The 19555-nt window shown below is 61.8% G+C and carries 18 protein-coding genes; 9 read left to right on the top strand and 9 right to left on the bottom strand.

Going from position 1 to position 19555, the window contains the following annotated elements:
- Nucleotides 1–29: 29 nt before the first annotated feature.
- Both APH41_RS28095 and APH41_RS11610 read left to right on the top strand, forming a co-directional pair.
- Nucleotides 30–1064: a fimbrial protein gene (locus tag APH41_RS28095; RefSeq protein WP_080757688.1), complete on the top strand. Its 1035-nt coding sequence runs from the start codon at nt 30–32 to the stop codon at nt 1062–1064.
- Nucleotides 1061–1843: a molecular chaperone gene (locus APH41_RS11610; protein ID WP_052199965.1), complete on the top strand. Its 783-nt coding sequence runs from the start codon at nt 1061–1063 to the stop codon at nt 1841–1843. Before APH41_RS28095 ends, APH41_RS11610 begins: the two co-directional genes overlap by 4 nt.
- Here APH41_RS11610 and rarD read toward each other — a convergent pair.
- The 3 genes from rarD to APH41_RS11595 form a co-directional block, all read right to left on the bottom strand.
- Nucleotides 1812–2693, bottom strand: coding sequence for an EamA family transporter RarD (gene rarD, locus APH41_RS11605; protein ID WP_034127481.1), 882 nt, complete (start codon nt 2691–2693; stop codon nt 1812–1814). The two genes, APH41_RS11610 and rarD, sit on opposite strands and share 32 nt — an antisense overlap.
- A 36-nt stretch (nt 2694–2729) precedes the next feature.
- Nucleotides 2730–3740: an aldo/keto reductase gene (locus APH41_RS11600; protein WP_054919046.1), complete on the bottom strand. Its 1011-nt coding sequence runs from the start codon at nt 3738–3740 to the stop codon at nt 2730–2732.
- Nucleotides 3741–3816: 76 nt separating this feature from the next.
- Nucleotides 3817–4719 carry a LysR family transcriptional regulator gene (locus APH41_RS11595; RefSeq protein WP_054898442.1) on the bottom strand — a complete coding sequence of 301 codons (903 nt, stop codon included), beginning with the start codon at nt 4717–4719 and terminating at the stop codon, nt 3817–3819.
- Nucleotides 4720–4820: 101 nt separating this feature from the next.
- On the opposite strand from APH41_RS11595, the gene APH41_RS11590 reads away from it, so the two are divergent.
- Nucleotides 4821–5525 (top strand): SDR family oxidoreductase, encoded by a 705-nt coding sequence (locus tag APH41_RS11590; protein ID WP_054919044.1) that lies wholly within the window; start codon nt 4821–4823, stop codon nt 5523–5525.
- A gap of 48 nt (nt 5526–5573) precedes the next feature.
- Here the strand turns inward: APH41_RS11590 and APH41_RS11585 are convergent, their stop codons facing one another.
- On the bottom strand, nt 5574–6884 hold the full coding sequence (locus APH41_RS11585; RefSeq protein WP_054898444.1) for an MFS transporter: 1311 nt from the start codon (nt 6882–6884) through the stop codon (nt 5574–5576).
- A gap of 157 nt (nt 6885–7041) precedes the next feature.
- Here APH41_RS11585 and APH41_RS11580 point away from each other — a divergent pair, with 157 nt between their 5' ends.
- Nucleotides 7042–8142, top strand: coding sequence for a sugar diacid recognition domain-containing protein (locus APH41_RS11580; protein WP_034127476.1), 1101 nt, complete (start codon nt 7042–7044; stop codon nt 8140–8142).
- A gap of 205 nt (nt 8143–8347) precedes the next feature.
- The gene (locus APH41_RS11575; protein ID WP_054919043.1) at nt 8348–9487 is read left to right on the top strand and encodes a glycerate kinase; all 1140 of its coding nucleotides are present in this window, start codon (nt 8348–8350) and stop codon (nt 9485–9487) included.
- Here APH41_RS11575 and APH41_RS11570 read toward each other — a convergent pair.
- The 4 genes from APH41_RS11570 to APH41_RS11555 all read right to left on the bottom strand — a co-directional run bounded on the left by APH41_RS11570 (nt 9477) and on the right by APH41_RS11555 (nt 13706).
- Nucleotides 9477–10589 carry a class II histone deacetylase gene (locus APH41_RS11570; protein ID WP_054919042.1) on the bottom strand — a complete coding sequence of 371 codons (1113 nt, stop codon included), beginning with the start codon at nt 10587–10589 and terminating at the stop codon, nt 9477–9479. The genes APH41_RS11575 and APH41_RS11570 overlap by 11 nt on opposite strands.
- Nucleotides 10586–11740, bottom strand: coding sequence for an MFS transporter (locus APH41_RS11565; RefSeq protein WP_054919041.1), 1155 nt, complete (start codon nt 11738–11740; stop codon nt 10586–10588). The genes APH41_RS11570 and APH41_RS11565 overlap by 4 nt, the downstream gene beginning before the upstream one ends.
- 22 nt (nt 11741–11762) lie before the next feature.
- Complete coding sequence (locus tag APH41_RS11560; protein ID WP_054919040.1) at nt 11763–12635, bottom strand: transporter; 873 nt, start codon at nt 12633–12635, stop codon at nt 11763–11765.
- Nucleotides 12636–12734: 99 nt separating this feature from the next.
- Nucleotides 12735–13706, bottom strand: coding sequence for a helix-turn-helix transcriptional regulator (locus APH41_RS11555; RefSeq protein ID WP_054919039.1), 972 nt, complete (start codon nt 13704–13706; stop codon nt 12735–12737).
- Nucleotides 13707–13933: 227 nt separating this feature from the next.
- Between APH41_RS11555 and APH41_RS11550 the strand changes: the two genes are divergently transcribed.
- Nucleotides 13934–14446 carry a GNAT family N-acetyltransferase gene (locus tag APH41_RS11550; RefSeq protein ID WP_054898451.1) on the top strand — a complete coding sequence of 171 codons (513 nt, stop codon included), beginning with the start codon at nt 13934–13936 and terminating at the stop codon, nt 14444–14446.
- Between the two features lie 430 nt (nt 14447–14876).
- Here the strand turns inward: APH41_RS11550 and APH41_RS11545 are convergent, their stop codons facing one another.
- A complete protein-coding gene (locus APH41_RS11545) occupies nt 14877–15569 on the bottom strand; it encodes an aspartate/glutamate racemase family protein (RefSeq protein WP_054896527.1) in 693 nt (230 codons plus the stop codon).
- A gap of 357 nt (nt 15570–15926) precedes the next feature.
- Between APH41_RS11545 and APH41_RS11540 the strand changes: the two genes are divergently transcribed.
- The 3 genes from APH41_RS11540 to idi form a co-directional block, all read left to right on the top strand.
- On the top strand, nt 15927–18152 hold the full coding sequence (locus APH41_RS11540) for a cytochrome P450 (protein WP_054919035.1): 2226 nt from the start codon (nt 15927–15929) through the stop codon (nt 18150–18152).
- Nucleotides 18149–18946, top strand: coding sequence for a trans-aconitate 2-methyltransferase (locus APH41_RS11535; protein WP_054896525.1), 798 nt, complete (start codon nt 18149–18151; stop codon nt 18944–18946). Before APH41_RS11540 ends, APH41_RS11535 begins: the two co-directional genes overlap by 4 nt.
- Before the next feature lie 49 nt (nt 18947–18995).
- On the top strand, nt 18996–19555 hold a 560-nt coding region (idi, locus tag APH41_RS11530; protein ID WP_156359043.1), incomplete at its 3' end, for an isopentenyl-diphosphate Delta-isomerase.

Here is a 19555-nt window from a genome sequence, read left to right as displayed (position 1 = left end):
TTATTCGATATGACAGAGGTGTTGTTTTCATGACTAGGTTTTCACTTGCCAGCGTGGTGTTGGGAGGATGGATGGTGGCGCTGGAAGCTCAAGCGATCACCTGTGCCCCCGGCCCGGCGGTGAATATTTCCATTCCCCCGATCACGGTTGCGGCCGGGCAGCAAATCGGGCAGGTGGTCGGGTCCGCCAATGGCTATCGCTTCGACAGTCCTCCATCGTCCGCGCTTCGGTGTACCACACGAATTGCTTTAGGGGCACAGGCCAGGCTGGCACTGGTCAATAGCACGCCGACGGGCCGGACATTTTTCGCTAGCGGGCTTTCAATGCCAGTGTATGCCACCAATGTGCCTGGGGTGGGGTTTGCCCTGATGGCGAGGGACCCGAACCGGCCGTTCATGGCCATCAACACGGCAGGTGTCACACTCATTGTTGGAGATGCCAGAGCAAGACCCATCGTCCTTGGGCTTGATACCCGAATTTATTTTGTCGCCACAGGCGCCATAACGGGTGGCACGATCACCGCCAGAAACATTGCAAGGTATACGATCACCGGCACGCCCATCACCGGCGCTGGCTATTACGCAGTGAACTTCTCCAACGTCACCATCAATGCGCCACGAAAACCCACCTGCAGGGTCTCAACACCTTCGGTCGCCATGCCTATGCCGGCCGTGGCTGCTCGTGATTTTCGCGGCGTGGGCAGTTTCGCCGGCAGCGTGACCCGCAATATCACACTGTCATGTGCGGGTGGCATCGGCGGGGCAACGCGTGACGTATTTGTGACGGTGACAGACCAGACCGTGCCGGCTAATCGCAGCGACGTACTGTCCTTGACCCGTACCTCTATGGCCAGTGGCGTTGCTCTGCAATTACTACGGGGGAACACGCTGGTGCGCTACGGGGCTGACTCCACGACGATTGGGAACCCTAATCAGTGGCTGGTCGGCAGTACTGGCAATGCGACTGTCCAGATCCCTTTGACCGCACGTTATATCCAGACCGCCTCCTCGATCCGTCCCGGCAGCGCGAACGGGTTGGCGTCATTCACAATGAGCTACCGATGAGCAGCGCGCTTTGGCGCGGGGGCCTGGGCGTGCTGATGAGCTTGCAGGCAATCGCCGTGCAGGGCGAAATCGTGATTGACCGCACGCGTGTCATCTACCCGGTTACCGCGCGCACGGTGGTGGTCAATCTGCACAATGAGGCTGACGGTCCGCGCCTAGTGCAAGCGTGGATCGATGATGGCGATGCGATGGCGGCACCCGAGAACAGTGATGTGCCGTTCACGATTACGCCACCCATCGCCCGTATGAACGCGGGTACCGGGCGCGCCTTGCGGATCATGCATGATCAAACGCCAAAACAGGTGGCAGACCGGGAGTCGGTGTACTGGCTGAACGTACTGGCAATCAGACCGAGCGTTGAGGCATCCGATGAAACCAACGCCCTGCAATTTGCCTTTCGTACGCGGATCAAGCTTTTCCTCCGGCCCGCCCAATTGCCGGGAAAGGTGCAGGACGTGGTTCATGCGCTTCAATGGTGCCTAAGCCGAGGGGACGACGTGGGGTTGGAGGTGCTCAACCCCACGGCGTATCACGTGACCTTGTCTGGTGTGGTTCTGACACTCGGTGGTGTGGAGCATCACAGCGAAGATCCGCCGATGGTTGCACCTTATGCTACTGCACGGGTTGCGATACCTGAGTTGCCTAGCGGCGACCTATCCGGCCCGCAATTACAGTTCACCACCTTGGATGATGATGGGGCTACTCAACATCATCAAGCACAGTTGCAGTTTGTCGACTGTTCGTCGGTCAAACCCTACGCTGCCGCACCAGATGCTTGAACCCTTCGAACACCAGCACCATGACCGCGATCCAGATCGGGATGTAGGTCAGCCATTGGCCTGCCTTGATCCCTTCACCCAGCAGCAGCGCCACCACCAGCAACAGCACTGGCTCGACATAACTGAGCAGCCCGAACAGGCTGAACGCAAGCAGCCGGCTGGCGATGATATAGCTCACCAACGCCGAAGCGCTGATCAGACCCAGTATCGGGATCAGCGCATACAAATTGGGGTGGGCATCCATCACTGCAAAGCCCTGTTCGCCGCTTTGCACAAACCACCATGCCACCGGCAGCATCAGCGCCATGTCCAGCCACAGGCCGCCCAGGTGGTCGGTCTTGAGGTATTTACGCACGATAAAGTACAGCGGGTAACCGATGATCACCACCAGCGTCGCCCAGGAGAACCCACCGGCCTGGTATAACTCGTTGAGTACCCCGAGCCCGGCAAAAAACACCGCGATCTTTTGCAGGTAGGAAAGCTGTTCGCCCCACACCAGGCGCCCGGTGAGCACCATGGTCAGCGGCAGCAGGAAGTAACCGACCGACACATCCAGGCTGCGCCCGTTCAGTGGCGCCCACATGAACAACCACAGCTGCACGCCGAGCAAGGCCGACGACACCAGCACACCGCCGATCAGCCGTGGCTTGGCCGCGAGCATGCGCAGCAGTTCCCAGACCCGGCGCCACTCGCCGCTGACAAGCATGAACACCGTCATGCAGGGCACGGTGAGCAACATGCGCCAGCCGAAAATCTCCAGGCCACTCAAGGGCGTTAGCAGTGATGTGAAGTAATACATCACGGCAAACAACACCGAAGCCAAGACCGATAACACCACACCTTTAGACACGTTGTCCTCGCGAAAGCCAATTATTGCGCGGGTAGTCTACAGGCGTGCCAATCGACCGGATACAAAATGCCCGACATCGTTGAAGCCGGGCGAGGACGAATGCCCCGGCGTGACCAGCGAATCAATGAACGCCTCGTCTTCAGCGCTGATCTTCACCGCCAGCGCCCCGGTGTAGGCGTCCCACTGCGCCTCGGTCCGTGGCCCGACAATCGCCGAGCTTACCGCCGCATTGTTCAGCACCCAGGCGATTGCGAACTCGACGATCCCCACGCCACGCCCTTGGGTGTATTGCTGGATCTGCTGGGCAATGCGCAGTGATTCAATTCGCCACTCGGTTTCCAGGATGCGTTTATCCTGGCGCGCGGCACGGCTGCCGGGCTCGGGCGTGACATCCGGTGCGTACTTGCCGCTGAGGACCCCTCGGGCCAGTGGACTGTACGGCACCACTCCCAGGCCGTAGGCCGCTGCAGCGGTGATCTGCTCGACCTCGGCCTGGCGATTGACGATGTTGTACAACGGCTGGCTGATGATGGGTTTATCGACGCCCAGGCGTTCGGCCACGCGAATCACTTCAGCGATGCGCCAACCCCGGTAATTGGACAGGCCCCAATAGCGGACCTTGCCCTGGCGGATCAGATCTCCCATGGCGGACACGGTGACCTCCAACGGCGTGTCGTGGTCTTCGCGGTGCAGGTAGTAGATGTCCAGGTAGTCGGTATCCAGGCGTGCCAGGCTGGCGTCCAGCGCGTTGAACAGACGCTTGCGGCTCAAACCGCTGCGGTTGGGCACGCCGTCGGTAGGGCCGAAGCCGACCTTGGAGGCCACCACCCAGTCCTGGCGGTTGCGTGCAATCGCCTCGCCGACGATTTCTTCGGAGCGCCCGCCTGTATACAGGTCCGCCGTGTCGATGAAATTGATGCCCTGGTCCCAGGCCTTGTCGATGATGCGCAGCGAATCTTCGGTGCTGGTCTGTTCGCCAAACATCATGGTGCCGAGGGTCAGAGCGCTGACCTTTAACCCGGACTGGCCCAATGTGCGGTAATTCATGCAAAGCTCCTCACGCAAATGTAAGTGATGCAATACCAGACCCGAGCGCTCTGGAACAAGCCCTGGAGGCATTTCTTCATGTGCGTAGCAAAGTCAGGCAGCGGGCCTGTAAAAAGCGGTGCAGCACTTTCACGCGTTCCGACACTTGCAGGCGGTGCGGGCACATCAGGTTGAACGGCGCGGGTTCGCCTTGCCAGTCGGGTAGCAAGGGTACCAACCGCCCAGCCTGAATATCACGGGCCACATCCAGGTTGGCCTTATAGGCAATGCCATGCCCCGCCAACGCCCAGCGGCGGACAATCTCGCCGTCATCGCTGAGGTAGTCACCGCTCACCTCGACTTCTTGAAGCAACGCCCCCTGGCGGAAATACCAGGTGCTATTGGCCTGGCCCCGGCGCATATAGCGCAGCGTGCTGTGGTGGGCCAAATCTTCGGGCGTATGCGGAGTACCGTGGCGCGCCAGGTAGTCGGGGCTGGCGCAGGCAATGCGATGGTGATCGGGCACCACCGGCAGGGCCACCAGGCTGGAGTCTCTAGGCACGCCAAAGCGCAAGGCGATGTCGACCGTGTCGCGAAACAAGTCGGCATTGCTGTCGTTGAGCAACAGTTGCAGACGGATGGTGGGGTGCTCCAGCTTGAACTCATCCAGCCAGCCCAGCAGCACATTGCGACCAAAGTCCGAGGGCGCGGCCAACTGCAATAAACCACTGAGGCTCTGGCCCTGTTGCTTGATGGCGTGCTCGCCGTCCGACAGCGCCTCCAGTGCCACCCGCACACTGTCCAGGTAACGCCGGCCTTCTTCGGTCAGGCGCATGCTGCGGGTGGAGCGGGCGAGCAGGCGGATGCCGAGGCGGGTTTCAAGGCGCTTGAGGGCAATGCTGGCAGCCGCCGGCGTGAGGCCAAGGCCACGGGCGGCGGCCGTCAGGCTACCGGTGTCAGCGCTGCGCACGAAGACTTCAAGGTCGAGAATCGAACTCATTGATAAAAATCCTTTAAAGATCTTGTCGTTTTACCCGGATTTTTCATCGATTACCAAGCTGGGAAGATGAACGTTCACTTTCTGACCCAGGTAGTTTTCTCATGACCTCTTCTTTGAGCGGTAAAACCATCATCGTCATCGGCGGCAGCAGCGGTATCGGCGCGGCAGTGGCGCAGGCAGCCTTGGCGCGAGGCGCGGATGTGATCGTGGCCGGGCGCCGTTTGGCGCCAGGTTCCGACAGCGGGCTGCGCAGCGAGCCGGTGGACGTCACCGACAGCGCCTCGTTAACGCAACTGTTCGAAACCGTGGGGCGCTTTGACCATCTGGTCTACACCTCGGGGCCTTCGGTGCGGGCCAAGCCTTTGATTGAAACAGACCTGGATGAAGCCCAGGACAACTTCGATGTGAAGCTCTGGGGCGCACTACGCGCCATTCAACACGCGCTGCCCTTTTTGCACGAACAGGGCAGCATCACCCTGACCTCGGGCCAGTTGGGGCGCAAGTTGGCGGCAGGGCAGTTCATCAAGACGGGCATTAACGCTGCGACCGAGGCCTTGGGCAAACAACTGGCCAAAGAACTGGCGCCGCGTCGAGTCAATGTGATCAGCCCTGGGGTGATAGACACACCGGCCTATGCAGGGCTTGGCCAAGAGCAACGCTTGGCAATGTTTGCCAAGGCGGGCCAAGGGTTGCCGGTTGGGCGGGTGGGGCAGGCTGAAGAAGTGGCGGCGGGGTATGTACTGGCCATGGAAAATGGCTTTATGACCGGTGCGGTGGTTGATATCGACGGTGGCGGCCTGTTGTAAATACATGGTCCAAGTGGGAGGGAGCAGATCCCTCCCACGTTGAAGGCGTCAGGCCTTGAGCGTGCGCGTCATCCGCAATGCCAGAACACTGCCGCCCACAATCACCGCCGCCAGCAGGTACAACGCCACATCCGTAGACCCGGTGGCATCCTTCACAAAACCCACGATATACGGGCTGAGAAAACCCGCCATCTGCCCCATGGAGTTGATCAACGCCAAGCCACCCGCCGCCGCACCCGCGCTGAGCATGGCGGTGGGCACCGGCCAGAACATCGGCAGGCCGGTCAGGGCGCCCATGGTGGCGATGGTCAGGCCGAGAATGGCGATAGCGGGCGTAGTGGCGAAGTTAACGGCGATCACCAGGCCAATGGCGCCCATCAACATCGGTACCACCAAATGCCAGCGGCGCTCCTTGCGCAAATCGGCAGAGCGGCCCACCAGCAACATGAACACCGCCGCCAATAGATACGGAATCGCGCTGAGCCAGCCAATCACCAGGTTGTCGCTGAAGCCCATGTTCTTGATGATCGACGGCAGCCAAAAGTTGATCGCATACACCCCACTCTGGATGCAGAAGTAGATCAGACCGAATGCCCAGATCGCCGGGTTCTTGAACACTTCGGCCAGGGAGTCGCTGGTGGTTTTCGGCTTGTTAGCCAGGTCTGTGGCCTGGTCCGCTTCCAGTACCGCACGCTCATGGGGCTTGAGCCACTTGGCGTTGGCGAAGCTGTCACTGAGCAGGAAGTAGGCGAGGGCGCCGAGGACCACGGTCGGGATGCCTTGCAGCAGGAACATCCACTGCCAGCCCGCCAAGCCACCTTGGCCTGCGGCAAAGTGATTCAGAATCCAGCCGGAAAACGGGCTGCCGAGCAAACCGGACACCGGGATCGCCGACATGAACAGTGCCATGATTCGCCCACGGCGGAAGGTCGGAAACCACTGCGAAAGGTACAACACCACGCCGGGGAAGAAGCCCGCTTCAGCGGCACCGGTAAACAGGCGCAGGGTGTAGAAATGCGTGGGCGTGGTCACAAACAGCAGGCATGTGGAGAGCGTACCCCACACGATCATCATCAATGCGATCCAGCGCCGCGGGCCAAACCGGGTCAGCGCCAGGTTGCTCGGCACGCCGCATAGCACGTAGCCGATAAAGAAAATCCCGGCTCCCAGGCCGTATACGGTTTCACTGAATTTCAACGCGTCGAGCATCTGCAGCTTGGCAAAGCCAACGTTTACCCGGTCGAGGTAATTGAACAGATAGCAGATAAAAATGAAGGGGATCAGGCGCAGGGTAATGCGCTTGTAGATGGCGTTTTTATCGTCATCGCTGGCCAGTGCGGCAGTGGCGCTCTGTGACATGGGATTCTCTCTTTATTATGATTTTTCGCGGTGCGAGGGTAACGTTGGCCGCCCTGACAGTCTCGGTGACGTGAAGGGCAACTGTCTTTGTGCCGGCGCACAGTCAAGCCATCTTTGCGCTGTGCTGGTGAACAACCTTTTTCAGGAAATTAGCCCCATGTTCGAGCTGGATCATGCCCTGGCGCAGGAGATTGTCGACCGCACCATGGCAATCCTGCCCCATAACGTCAATGTCATGGACAGCCAGGGCTTGATCCTGGGCAGCGGCGAGCCGGAGCGCATCAATACCCGCCATGAAGGTGCCCAGCTAGTGTTGGCCAATGGGCGGGTGGTGGAAATCGACGGGCAGACCGCCAAGCATCTCAAGGGTGTGCAACCAGGCATCAACCTGCCGCTGCTGCATGATCAGCGCCTGATTGGCGTACTGGGTATCACCGGCGAGCCGGATGGGTTACGCACCTATGCCGAACTGGTGCGCATGACCGCTGAAATGCTGGTCAGCCAACGCCACCAGCAAGCCGAACAACAATGGCGGCGCCAGCGTTGCGATGATCTGCTGGCCCTGCTGTTGGCCGACAGCGGCGACTCCCCGCGCCTGGTGGACGAAGCCCAGCAACTGGGGCTCAAGCCACAACTGGCGCGCACGCCATACCTGTTTGAACTGGGCCCGGGCCAAACGGCGGAGGCCCTGAGCGCCTGGCTCGCCAGCCGCTACCCCGACAGTTGGTGCGTCAGCTCTGCGCAGTTTTCTTTGCTGTGGTGCCGACCTGCTGGGGTGCAGGTCGATAACCCCCGCTTGCTGGAAAAGCTCGACGGCCTGGGTTGGAACGTCCTGCGCGTGGCCATCGGCGGGCAAGCGGAGGGCTTGGCGGGACTGCGCCGCTGCTATCGGCGGGTGGGTGATCTGCTTGCTTATGGCCGCGATATCCTGCCGCAATCACGCCTGTTGACCCTCAACCGTTATCGCCTGCCGGTGATGCTGTGGCGTCATCGCAACGACGACGCCCTGGACGAATTGCTCAACCCGTTGCGCAAAGTGTTGGCCAAGGACAGCAACGGGCAACTGCTTGCCACGTTGCGCAGTTGGTGCGAGCACGATGGGCAAAGCCAGGCGTGTGCCGACGCCTTGGGCATTCACCGCAACAGCCTGCGCTACCGCATGGAGCGCATAGCCGAACTCAGCGGCGTAGACCCGCTGACGCTTGATGGGATGCTTGCGTTGTACCTGGGCGTCCAACTGTTGCCCCACCCCCTGTAGGAGCGAGCTTGCTCGCGAAAAACGTCAACGATAACGCAGGTTGCCTGATTCACCGCGGCGCGTTCCGGTCTTTCGCGAGCAAGCTCGCGCCTACAACGGGCATTGTAGAAATGAACAACAAACCCGCTCCACACTTGTGCATCGGCCCCGCGTCATTGCCCCAGCCAACTGGCAGCATGGGCGTTATAAAAACCGGAGAAAGCCCATGAAAATCGTGATCGCCCCTGACTCGTTCAAAGACAGCCTGAGTGCCGCAGGCGTCGCCCAGGCGATTGCCGAGGGGTGGGCCGAGGTCTGGCCGGATGCGCACGTGTTTCAATGCCCGATGGCCGATGGCGGTGAAGGCACGGTGGATGCGGTGCTCGCCGCGTGTAAGGGGCAATTGCGTCGGCAAACAGTCCGAGGCCCGCTGGGCGACAGCGTCGAAGCGCGTTGGGGATGGTTGGCCGACAGCCATACCGCGATGATCGAGATGGCCGAGGCCAGCGGCCTGCAACTCGTCGCGCCGGGGCAGCGCGACGCCTGTTCCAGTACCACCTATGGCACCGGCGAGTTGATCCGCGCCGCGCTGGATGCCGGGGCGCAGCGCATCATCCTGGCGATTGGCGGCAGTGCCACCAACGATGGCGGGGCGGGGGCGATGCAGGCCCTTGGCGTGCAGCTATTGGATAGCGAACGTCAGCCACTGCCGGCGGGTGGGTTGGCATTGGCACGCCTGGCCCATATCAGCCTTGAACAACTCGACCCGCGCCTGGCGCAGGTGCGTTTTGAAATCGCCGCCGACGTCAACAATCCCCTGTGCGGCCCCCACGGTGCCTCGTCGATTTTCGGCCCGCAAAAAGGCGCGAGTCCCGAGCAAGTGGCACACCTGGACGCGGCCCTTGAGCACTTCGCTGACCATTGCGCTCAGGTGCTGCCCAAGGATGTGCGCGACGAACCCGGCAGTGGTGCCGCCGGTGGACTGGGCTTTGCCGCCAAGGCGTTCCTCGCCGCCCAGTTTCGCCCAGGGGTCGAGGTGGTTGCTGAACTGGTTGGCCTGGATGAAGCGGTGCGTGGCGCCGACTTGGTAATCACCGGTGAAGGTCGCTTCGACGCCCAGACGCTGCGGGGAAAAACTCCGTTTGGCGTGGCGCGCATTGCCCGGCGACACGGCGTGCCGGTGGTCGTAATCGCGGGTACCTTGGGCGACGGCTACGATCAGATGTACGCCCACGGTGTGGATGCAGCGTTCGCCTTGCCGTCGGGGCCGATGTCTCTGGAGCAAGCCTGTCACGAGGCGCCGCGCCTGTTGCGTGAGCGGGCCTCTGACATTGCACGGGTATGGCGCCTGGCAGCTACTCGCTGACCCCGCGCGCCAGCCGCTCCACCCACTGCTCTTGAAACCCCTGTAGCTCCGCACTGGGTTGCTGCAACTGCACAAACTCAAGCATCGGGTCTAGCACCGCTGTGCGCACGCCGCTCAATTCCTCCAGGGTCGCCAGGCCGCAGAACGGTACATAGGCTTCGCTGTAGCCGCCTTCATGTACCAGCACCAGGCGGCCCTGGCACAGACGCTCGGCGGCCAGGCGCAGGGCGCGGGTCAGCAGCCGGAACGATTCACTGTGCAACAGCATACGCGCCAACGGGTCGACGGCGTTGGCGTCATAACCACAGGCGACGATGATCAACTCCGGCTCGAAGCGCTCCAGCGCGGGCACTACGATGCGTTCCATGGCGTGTAGATAGGTGGCGTGCCCACTGCCTGGGGGCAACGGAATATTGATGTTGGCCCCCACGCCGGCCCCGCGGCCTCGATCCTGCTCGCCGCTGTAGCCAGGCGGGTAGCAGCCGTCCTGATGCAGGGAAATCGTCAACACATCGGCCCGTTCTTCGAAGATCGACTGCGTGCCGTTGCCGTGGTGCACATCCCAGTCGATCACGGCGACTTTGCCCAGTCCGTTGCGGGCCTTGGCGGCCTCGATGGCAATGGCAATGTTGGCGAGAAAGCAAAAGCCCATGGCGCTGTCTGCCAGGCAGTGATGCCCCGGTGGCCGCGACAGCGAATAGGCATTGTGCGCCTGGCCCTTGAGCACCGCGTCCACGGCGGCCAGGGTCAGTCCGGCGGACAGTTGCGCAATCTCGTAGCTGCCCGGCCCGATCGGTGCCTGGGGGCCAAGCTCACCGCCGCCAGCATCGCTCAGGGCCTTGAAACGCTGCAGATAGGCACGGCTGTGGACGCGCAGCAGATCCTCTTCACTGGCTGGCGGCGCGCTGCGCAGTTGTAGTTGGCGGCTCAATCCGGAGACATCCAACAGGCTTTTCAAGCGGCGCTTGGTCTCCGGTGACTCGGCATGCCCGCTGCCGGCCGGCGGCTGCACCCAGCCGCCCACGGGCAGGGTCAGCGCATGGGCGCCGGCGCTGTGCCACAGGCTAATTTCGTCGAAGAAAAATGCGGTGGTTGGGTTCATACCGGTTCCAGTTCAGTGGGGGAGTGGGGACGGCTGGCGATGATCATCACCAGCGACAGCAAGGTGATAGCGGCTGCACCGAGCAGCAACAGGCTGAACCCGCCGCTGGCCTCGATCAGGCGGCCGGCGAGCGCTGGGCCGATGGCCAGGCCGCCGCCGATGACCAGGTTGGAGGCGTTCATCAGCTTGCCGCTGTGATCGAGGTCGGCCAGGCAGGCCAGGATCAACGGCAGAATGAAGGTCCAGGTGAATTTGAACAGCAGCGCCGCCAAGGCAAATCGCAGCAATGCGGGCTGGCCAAGCAACAAGAGCACCGCTGCCGCCATCAACAGGTAGCCCAGCAGCAACAGCACTCCACGCGGCAAGCGGGCCCCGATCAGTGAAGCGCTCGCTGCCCCTGCAATGCCCATCACGGTGGCGATGGCGAGGATGTCGCCGCCGTGCTGCGCCGAAATCCCGGCACTGGCGCCCAAGGCACCGATAAAGGTCCATACGCCCCCCAGGCTGATGTAAAAGGCCAGCACCGCGCCAACCCCCAGGGCGGCTTTCCAGCGTGAACCGGGCAAGACCGGGGCGCGGTTGGCGGGCAACGCAGGGCTACCGGCGGGAAACGCCCGCGCCAATGGCAGCAGCAGAGCCATCAACCCCGCCAGGATCAAGTAGCAGGCATTCAAGCCAAATCGTTCGAACAAACCAGGCAACACCACCAGGCCAAGGGCACCGACGATCAACTGCCCCATCACCCACAAACCATAGACCCGGCTGGGGTTGGCGGTGGTGGCCGCACTGGCCAGGCAGAGGATCATCAGCGAGCCGCCGGCCAGGGCGCTGGCAGCGCGCAACACCAGCAGTCCGGCGTAGGTGTCGGCCAGCATCGACAGCAGGTTGGCGGCCATGAACAGCAGCGCGGCGACCCGGGCGGCGGTGCGCCAGTCAACCCGCTTGAGCCACCACCAGGCGGGCAAGGTCGCCAGGCTCATGGCGCCCAGTTCCACGGAAAACAAGTCGCCAATACGCGCCGGGCTCAGTTGCCACTGGCTGGCCAACTGCGCGGCCACGGCGGGAGCTGTCATCAGGATGGTCGGGGTGATGGCGGCAAACAGCACGATCGCTGCCAGCCGTGCCGTTATCGCAGGGTTGGAAATGGGCATTTTCAAGCTCCAGGGAAAGGGGTCAGAACACATGCACCAGGCGCAACAGCGCTTCGGTGCCGGCATAGCCATTGGAAGCCGCAACGCTTTGCGAAAGGCTGACCATCAGTTGGTTCTGCCGGTCGAGCCAATGCCCGAGTTCGAAGCCGACTTGGGTGTAGCGCTTGTGGGTGTCGTCGAGGCGGCGGTTGTTGAGGCGCAGGGCGCCACCGTCGGCCTGGATCAGGCGCAGTGCACCGTAAGTGGCGGCGCTGAAGTCATACGAGGCAAAAGCCTGCAGGCGATACAGCGGGGCTTGCTTGAGTTCGCTGCCAAAGTAATCGTCATTGCGGCCATAGAGCTGGGCTTCCAGGTTGGCTTCCAGTACCCAGTTTTCGCCGATGCCGTGGGTGTAGTTGTAGACAAAGGTGGCGCCCCAGCGATTGGCACCGGGAGAGACGTCCGGGTTTTGACTGTGGTACTCACCCACCGGCACGGTGATCAGGCTCAACAAGCCGCTGTAAGTGCGCGAAGCCGGGTCGTTGACGAAAAACAGCGTGCCGCCCACCTGTGGATCGCCCATGCCGCGCTCGCGGCTGCGCTGGTTGGCGCCGGGCAGGCGTGCGCTGATGTCGGCAAAGGGCAGGATGAATTGCGGCGTGCACAACGTGCCGCAGGCGTCGGTGAAGTACACCTGGCGGTAAGCCACGGCGTTGACCCTGAGGTCAGCCTTGCCTGTGCTGTCGGCGGGGCCATGGAAATCGCCGGCACGGGTGGCGGGCAGGTACAGCACACCCAGGCGGGTGCCTGGTGGAGCGGCGAAAAAGTCGCGGGCGTTGAGGTCGGCAGCCTGGCTGTCGAGGCTGAACAGGCTGGCGCACAGCACTGCCAGGTTACGTAAGCGTGTGGAAGTCATGGCGAAGCGTCTCGTGTCAGAGAAGGCCGGAAAATGGGCAACAGCAGCCCGAGACCGTAAAAAACGACCGTGGCAAAACCGTGGGAGAAACGGGCAGGGTCAGTCGGGCGGGGCGTGCACCAGGTGCGCTATGCGCGCCTTGTCCTTGACGCCGAGCTTGGCGTAGATGGCGCGGATATGGTGACGCACGGTGTTGGGTGAGAGGCCAAGGTCGCGGGCCACTTCCTTGTAGGTCTTGCCCTCGCCAAACCCTTGGGCTACGTCGTTTTCCCTTGGGCTGAGCTGGGGCAGGTCGCGGTTGAGGCGCGCGGCCAACAGCAATTGGTCGCCCACCGGTGACGCCTGGATATGGATGCGCTTGCCGTCATGCCCGCGCTCATCCAGCAACACCGGCAGGGTGGGGCCACGCCATTGCGGCCATTCGCTGAGCAGCAGGTCGACAAAACCGCGCTCGGCGCATTGCAACACACCCCGTGGGTCACACACCGCCAGGGCCAGATTGCGCGGGCTGGCCAGGGTTTCACGCATGGCCACCAAGGTGCGGATCTGGTTTGCCGAGACCGCCGCCACCAGATGCAGCATCAGGTTATTGAGTAACTGGCAATCGTGCGCGTTGAACGTGGGCGCAGTGGGCTGGCGGTAGAGCGTCAGGTGGTGGCTGAGGTGGGTTTGCGGGTCGATATGGACCACACACAGCAATTCACCCAGGCCGTGGCGTTGCCCCAGCCAATTCAAGGCGCTGCCGTTGGCGGGGTCGCGCATATCGATAATTACTGCCTCGCCAGGCGAGGCATGCACCCGTGCAACGGTAACGTCCAGATGGCGGATCGACTGCCAGTCCGCCAGGTAGTCGGGTGGCAACTGATAGAGGTAGCTGTTGTGCTCTTGCGGCAGACCGTTGATGACAGCCGAGCGTCCCCACCAGGCACTGTCGAAGGCCAGCAATTGGCTGACGCGTGCCAGGGCATGGCGCTGGAAGTGTTCGATGTCCTGATGTTGGGCCAGGCGTTGCAGGTCCAGGGTCAGGGTGCTGAAGGCCTGCAACAGGCCCGAGTGATCAAAACGGCTCATGGGTGTTCCTCTGTGGGACTTTTTTTGTTGTTCTCGTCACAGGGTGAAGGCCGAAGCGTCGGGTTGACGGGGCAGGGCCTGGGCAGAGTATCGGCGCTGCGCATATGGATCGCCATCGTTCAGATGCAGGATGGTGCTGGTCGGCCAGTGGGAAAACTCCCGGCTCGTCAGCCAGGCGCTTAGCCTCTACACTGGCCCGCCACTTGTCTTTCAAAGGATGAAATGCAATGCACCCACCTGAACCGTCTATCGTGATCCAGCGTTTTACCGAGGCCCACCTGGAGGGCGTCGCCGCGCTCTACAACGAACCGGCTGTTTGTCGTCAGGTGCTGCAAATGCCTTTTCAGTCTGTTGAGATGTGGCGCAAGCGCCTGGTGATGGATAACGAGCGGCGCCTGCAGCTGGTGGCGGTGAAGGGCACTGAGGTGATTGGCCAATTGGGGCTTGAGCAGTACTTGCGTGTACGCCAGAGCCACGTTGGCTCATTGGGGATGGGCGTGGCGCCCGCGTGGCAGGGCAAGGGCGTCGGTTCGCGGCTGTTGGCGGCCGCGTTGGAGGTAGCCGACAACTGGATGAACCTGCGCCGTGTGGAGCTGACTGTTTACGCGGACAACGAGCCTGCGCACAACCTGTACCGCAAGTTCGGCTTCGAAGTGGAAGGGCGGCTGCGCGATTACGCCCTGCGCGACGGTATGTTTGTCGACACCCTGAGCATGGCGCGCCTGCGCACGTCGGCTTGATCCTGTAAAACTGTGGGAGCTGGCTTGCCCCAATGCCAGTCAGTTAATACAGAATCGGTAACTGTGGCGAGGGAGCTTGCTCCCGCTGGGGCGCGAAGCGGCCCCAAAAATGGGACTGCTACGCAGTCCAGCGGGAGCAAGCTCCCTCGCCACAAGTCACTGGTTGTCTGCTCTAGCTCTTAACTGACTGGCATTAGGGCAAGCGCGCGAAGGCGGAGTGTCAGTCACTGAATCTACAATTGAACCACCGCTATCGCAGGCAAGCCAGCTCCCACACGGGTCATGCATTACCCACAGAATCAGCGTCTGGTACAGATCCCCTGTGGGAGCGGGCTTGCCCGCGAAAGCGGGCTGACAGCCCGCCAGGATGTTGGATCAGACCGAGTACATACCCGTTATTCAGGTAAGGACCACAAAGTTGTGTCGATACCTAAGCCTCTAAGGCAAACCCCACTGCGGCCTGCGCATGCAACGCGGTGGTGTCCAGCAGCGGCAGGGCGCTGTGTTCGGGCTGGATCAGCAAGCAGATTTCCGTACAGCCGAGGATGATCGCCTGGGCGCCTTGTGCAGCGAGTGCCTGGATCACCCGCTGATACACCTGGCGTGACGCGTCACTGATGATGCCCACGCACAGTTCTTCATAGATGATTCGGTGCACCTCCTGGCGTTCATCCGCGTCTGGCACCAGCACGGTAAGCCCCTGGGCGGCAAGGCGGGACTTGAGGAAGTCCTGCTCCATGGTGAATGCGGTACCCAGCAAGCCTACCGTCAGGGTCCCGGCCTCCAGAGCCGCCGCCGCCGTGGCATCAGCAATATGCAGGAAGGGGATCGATACCGCCGCCTCAATACGCGGTGCCACCAAGTGCATGGTGTTGGTACACAGCACCACACAATCAGCGCCCCCGGCCTGCAAGCGCCGTGCGGCATCTTCCAGGATCAGCGCGGCATCGTCCCAACGCCCGGCATGCTGAGCCTGTTCCACCGGGCCGAAGTCTACGCTGTACATCAACACTTGCGCCGAGCGCAGCGGGCCAAGACGGTCGCGCACGCGCTGGTTTATAAGGCGGTAATACTCGGCGCTGGACTCCCAGCTCATGCCGCCGATAAGGCCGATGGTGCGCATAGGGTGCTCCTGAAAAAGGATGAGCCTTCACCTTACCCACTCGAGGCTGATGAGTCATACGCAGTTGCCGACCCATTCACCGGAACAGTTCAAGCAACTTGGGTGATCGGTCATCGTCCGGTGCTGAGCGACTCGTCCATACCTGTGAGAAATGACAGTATATTTTGCTGAAAACCCCCTACCTAATCAGCACGAACGACCGAGCAGCCCCTGAGCGCTCATGATGGCGACGCTCCGTTTTCCCCTACGCCGAAAGACCGCCATTGCCGAGTGACCTTCGGATACCTCTCACATCCAGAGTTTTTGATTTCAAATAAGGTCAGCCCTACAGAAAGTTTGATTCCAGAGGAGCTTTTCATGGCACCGCAACACTGTGAAGGCGACACCGATACCCGCCACAACAGTCATTCGTCACCGGCGCCGCTCACGATTCCCGATATCCCGCTACCTTTCGCCGTTGCACCGCCGCGTGCCGACACTGAACGGCTGCGTGCGCATGCGCTTGCTTGGGCGCAGCGATACGGTTTGATCGGCAGGCGTGGCGCGCATCGGTTGACCACCACGGCACTGCTCGACCTGGGAATAGCATTGTGCGGGCGGGCGCCCACGCACCGAGCGCAGACTCTGGTGTGCTGGTACCTGTGGGCGCTTACGCTGGATGACCGTATTGATGACGGACCCTGGGCGGAAAACGGCGCGCTGGAGCATTTCATCGCCGCCGTGCAGGCGTTGACCGACAGCGGCGATGCTGTGCCGTCAGGTGAACGCGACCGGTTCGAGGACCCGATGCTGGTTGTTCTGGCCGATGACTTGTGGCCCGAGATCCAGCGTTGGGGCAGCGGGCCTTGGCGGCAGAGGCTGGTGGGGCACTTGATCCAGCATCTGCGCGCGCAGGCGGTGCAGGTACGCATGCGAGAAACCGATACGGCGCTCGCCTTGGCTGAGTATCTGCCGTTGCGCCGGGATTCCTTCGGCGCCCTGTTCTTTTTTGATCTGATCGATGGTGCCGAAGCCCTGGACCCGTACGAGCATCCTGCGCAGGTGGAAACGTGGAGCAGGTTGCGTAAGCACGCTGCCGATATCATCGCGTGGACAAACGATATCCACTCGGTTGCCAAAGATGTGGTGTGTGGCGAGCGCTTCAATCTGGTATCGATACTCGCGCACACCGCTGGCCTGGACTGGCCTGGCGCGATAGAAGCAGCCCATCAGATGGTCAACACGGCAGTTGCTCAATTCACGGCAGCCGCTACCGAGCATGCCCATTACCCGCCGTGCGCTGCGACCGATCCGGACCGGTTGCGTCAGGTTGTCCGGGCGGCGGGGGACTGGCATCGCAGCGTTTCGCGCTATCACCTACAGGCCGATGGCTGCGCGGTACAGCACAGCCGACAAGTGGACCTGGCGCTGACTCCGCCGACCCTCAAGTCCCGCCAGTTCGAAATCGACCCGTACCCCTTGTATGAGCGTTTACGCACCACACTTCCGATCGCGTACGACGAGCCCACCGATGTGTGGCTGGTCAGTCGCTATGTGGATGTCAAAGCCGCGCTGACCCACCCAGGGGCAAGCAATCGCAACTACACCTGGCAGATTGGGCCGCTGCTGGGGCACACCATTGTGACCATGGACGGCTGCGAACACGCCCAGCACCGAGCATTGCTCACCCCGTCGTTTCGCAGCAAGGCGCTGGTGGCGCTCGAAGCGTCTGTCACCGCAGTGACCGCAGACTTGCTGGCGCGTATGCAGGGCCGGCCTCAGGTCGACCTGATTGCCGATTTCACCGCTGCGCTGCCGGTGCGAGTGATGGCTCATGCATTGGGCCTCCCGGCACACACACGAGAGGAGGTGGAGCGGCTCAAGCGTTGGTGTGCCATCGGCTTCGCGTACATGGGCAACTATCGTCAGGACCCAGCACTGTTGACCGGCGGGTTATCCAACCGAGACAGTTTTTACCACTTTATCCAGCCCTACATCGACGCTCGGCGTATAGAACCCAAGGACGACTTGATTTCACAACTCCTGGCGGCACGCATTGACGACCAGCCGTTGTCCGAGTCCTTTGTACGGTCCTATTGCGCGATCCTGATGACGGCAGGCAGCGAGACCAGTCACGGCGCCCTGGCGAATCTGATTGTCAACCTGTTGAGCGAACCTGGCGTGAAAGAGGCGGTGATCGCTGATCCAGCACTGATGGACAACGCCCTCACTGAAACCCTGCGACGCAACCCGCCATTGCAACTTGTGCTGCGGGAGGCGACTGAACCGCTGCAACTGCCCTCGGGAACAATTCCGGGTGGCGCAACCCTGGCCTGCCTGATCGGTTCAGCCAACCGTGATCCGGCCCGGTTCAGCGACCCGGACACCTTCAATATGTTGCGCGCCGAACAGGCGACCAGCCATTTCGCTTTCGGAGCGGGGCGCCACTTCTGCCTGGGCTCCATGCTCGCCCGGATGGAGATCACGATCGGTGCGCGCATGCTGCTGCAGACCTTTCCCAACCTGCGCTGGGCTCCGGGGTTCAAGCCCAAAGAGCGCGGGTTTCTCAATCGCTGCCCTGATCAATTGGAGGTGGTGCTTTGACCACATCTGTTTCCACCGAGCAACCCGGCTACACCCGCAGCTATCTCGCGGACCAACACGCAGGCCAATTGGCGAGGTTGCAAACCCTGGAGCGCGCCTTTGACCCGTTAAGCCATAAGGTTTTTGAACGATTGGATCTGCCGGACGCGCCCGCCATCCTTGATCTGGGCGCCGGTGCCGGATCGCTCGCGGGCTGGTTGAGCCAGCGATATCCCGACGCAACGGTTACCGCCACGGATATCGATACCCGCTTCCTGGTCGATATCCCCGGCATCAAGGTGATGACCCACAATGTCACGACCGATGATTTTCCTGCCGCATCGTTTGACGTGGTGCACGCCCGGGCGTTGCTGTGCCACCTCACTGACCGCGAGGAGATAGTGACGCGAGCCGCCACTTGGTTACGTCCCGGAGGCTGGTTGGTGATCGAAGATGTGAGCCTGCAACCGAGCCTCAGAACGACGAACCCGTTGTTGCGCAAAGTAGCCCAGGCCGGAATCACACTGTTGGAGCAGTCCATCGGGTCTGACATGTTCTGGGCCGATCGACTGCCTGATCGGCTACGTGACCGGGGGCTTGTCAACGTGGGGCATCGCACCCTCGAAGGCCGAATCGGCGACAACAGCCCGGCAGATGCCTTCTGGGCGGCAACCACCGCGCAGGCAGGGCCTGCATTGTTGGAACTTGGGTTACTCACCCAGGCAGAGCTGGATGCCATGGTCATGCTGCGTGCCGATCCAGCGTTCACCGACGCCGCGTTGACCTTGGTCAGTGCCTGGGGACAAATTCTTTAGCTCGATACTGTGTGGCGTGCGCGCCTCATTGCACAAAAGGAGATCCAGCATGATCCACGAGGTAGTGTTAGTCGACGCACAGGATGTACAGATTGGCGTGTGCGATAAACGCGATGCTCACCTGGGAGCTGGGCAGCTTCATCGCGCTTTTTCAGTGCACTTGATTGACAGCCGTGGGCGTCATCTGCTTCAGCGTCGGGCGGCGGATAAAATGCTCTGGGCAGGTTTCTGGTCGAATGCCTGCTGCAGTCATCCGGCACCTGGAGAGACTATTCTGGATGCCGCCTCTCGTCGTCTGCGTGAAGAGCTAGGCGTCTGGGCTTCGTGTCGAGCTCTCTATTACTTTGAGTATCATGCTTTGTTTGGCTCGATCGGCGCCGAGCATGAACTCTGTCATGTGCTGGTTGCTCAATCTGACGCTGAGGTCTCGCCCGTCCCAGAGGAAGTCAGCGATATCAAGTGGCTGACCCGCGCCGAAATAACGGCCCAGCTTGCAGAGCCCCGAGCGCCATTCACGCCCTGGTTTCGGATGCAGTGGCAGCGCCTTCTATCAGAGCATCCTTCGTTCGATGCGCCCAGGGCCGAGGCCACGCTCCCACCGCTGGGTCG

This window comes from Pseudomonas sp. NBRC 111138 (assembly GCF_001320835.1).
Taxonomy (GTDB): domain Bacteria; phylum Pseudomonadota; class Gammaproteobacteria; order Pseudomonadales; family Pseudomonadaceae; genus Aquipseudomonas; species Aquipseudomonas paracarnis.
Note: the sequence above shows the minus strand (reverse complement) of the source record. Positions and strands in the feature narration are given on the sequence as shown.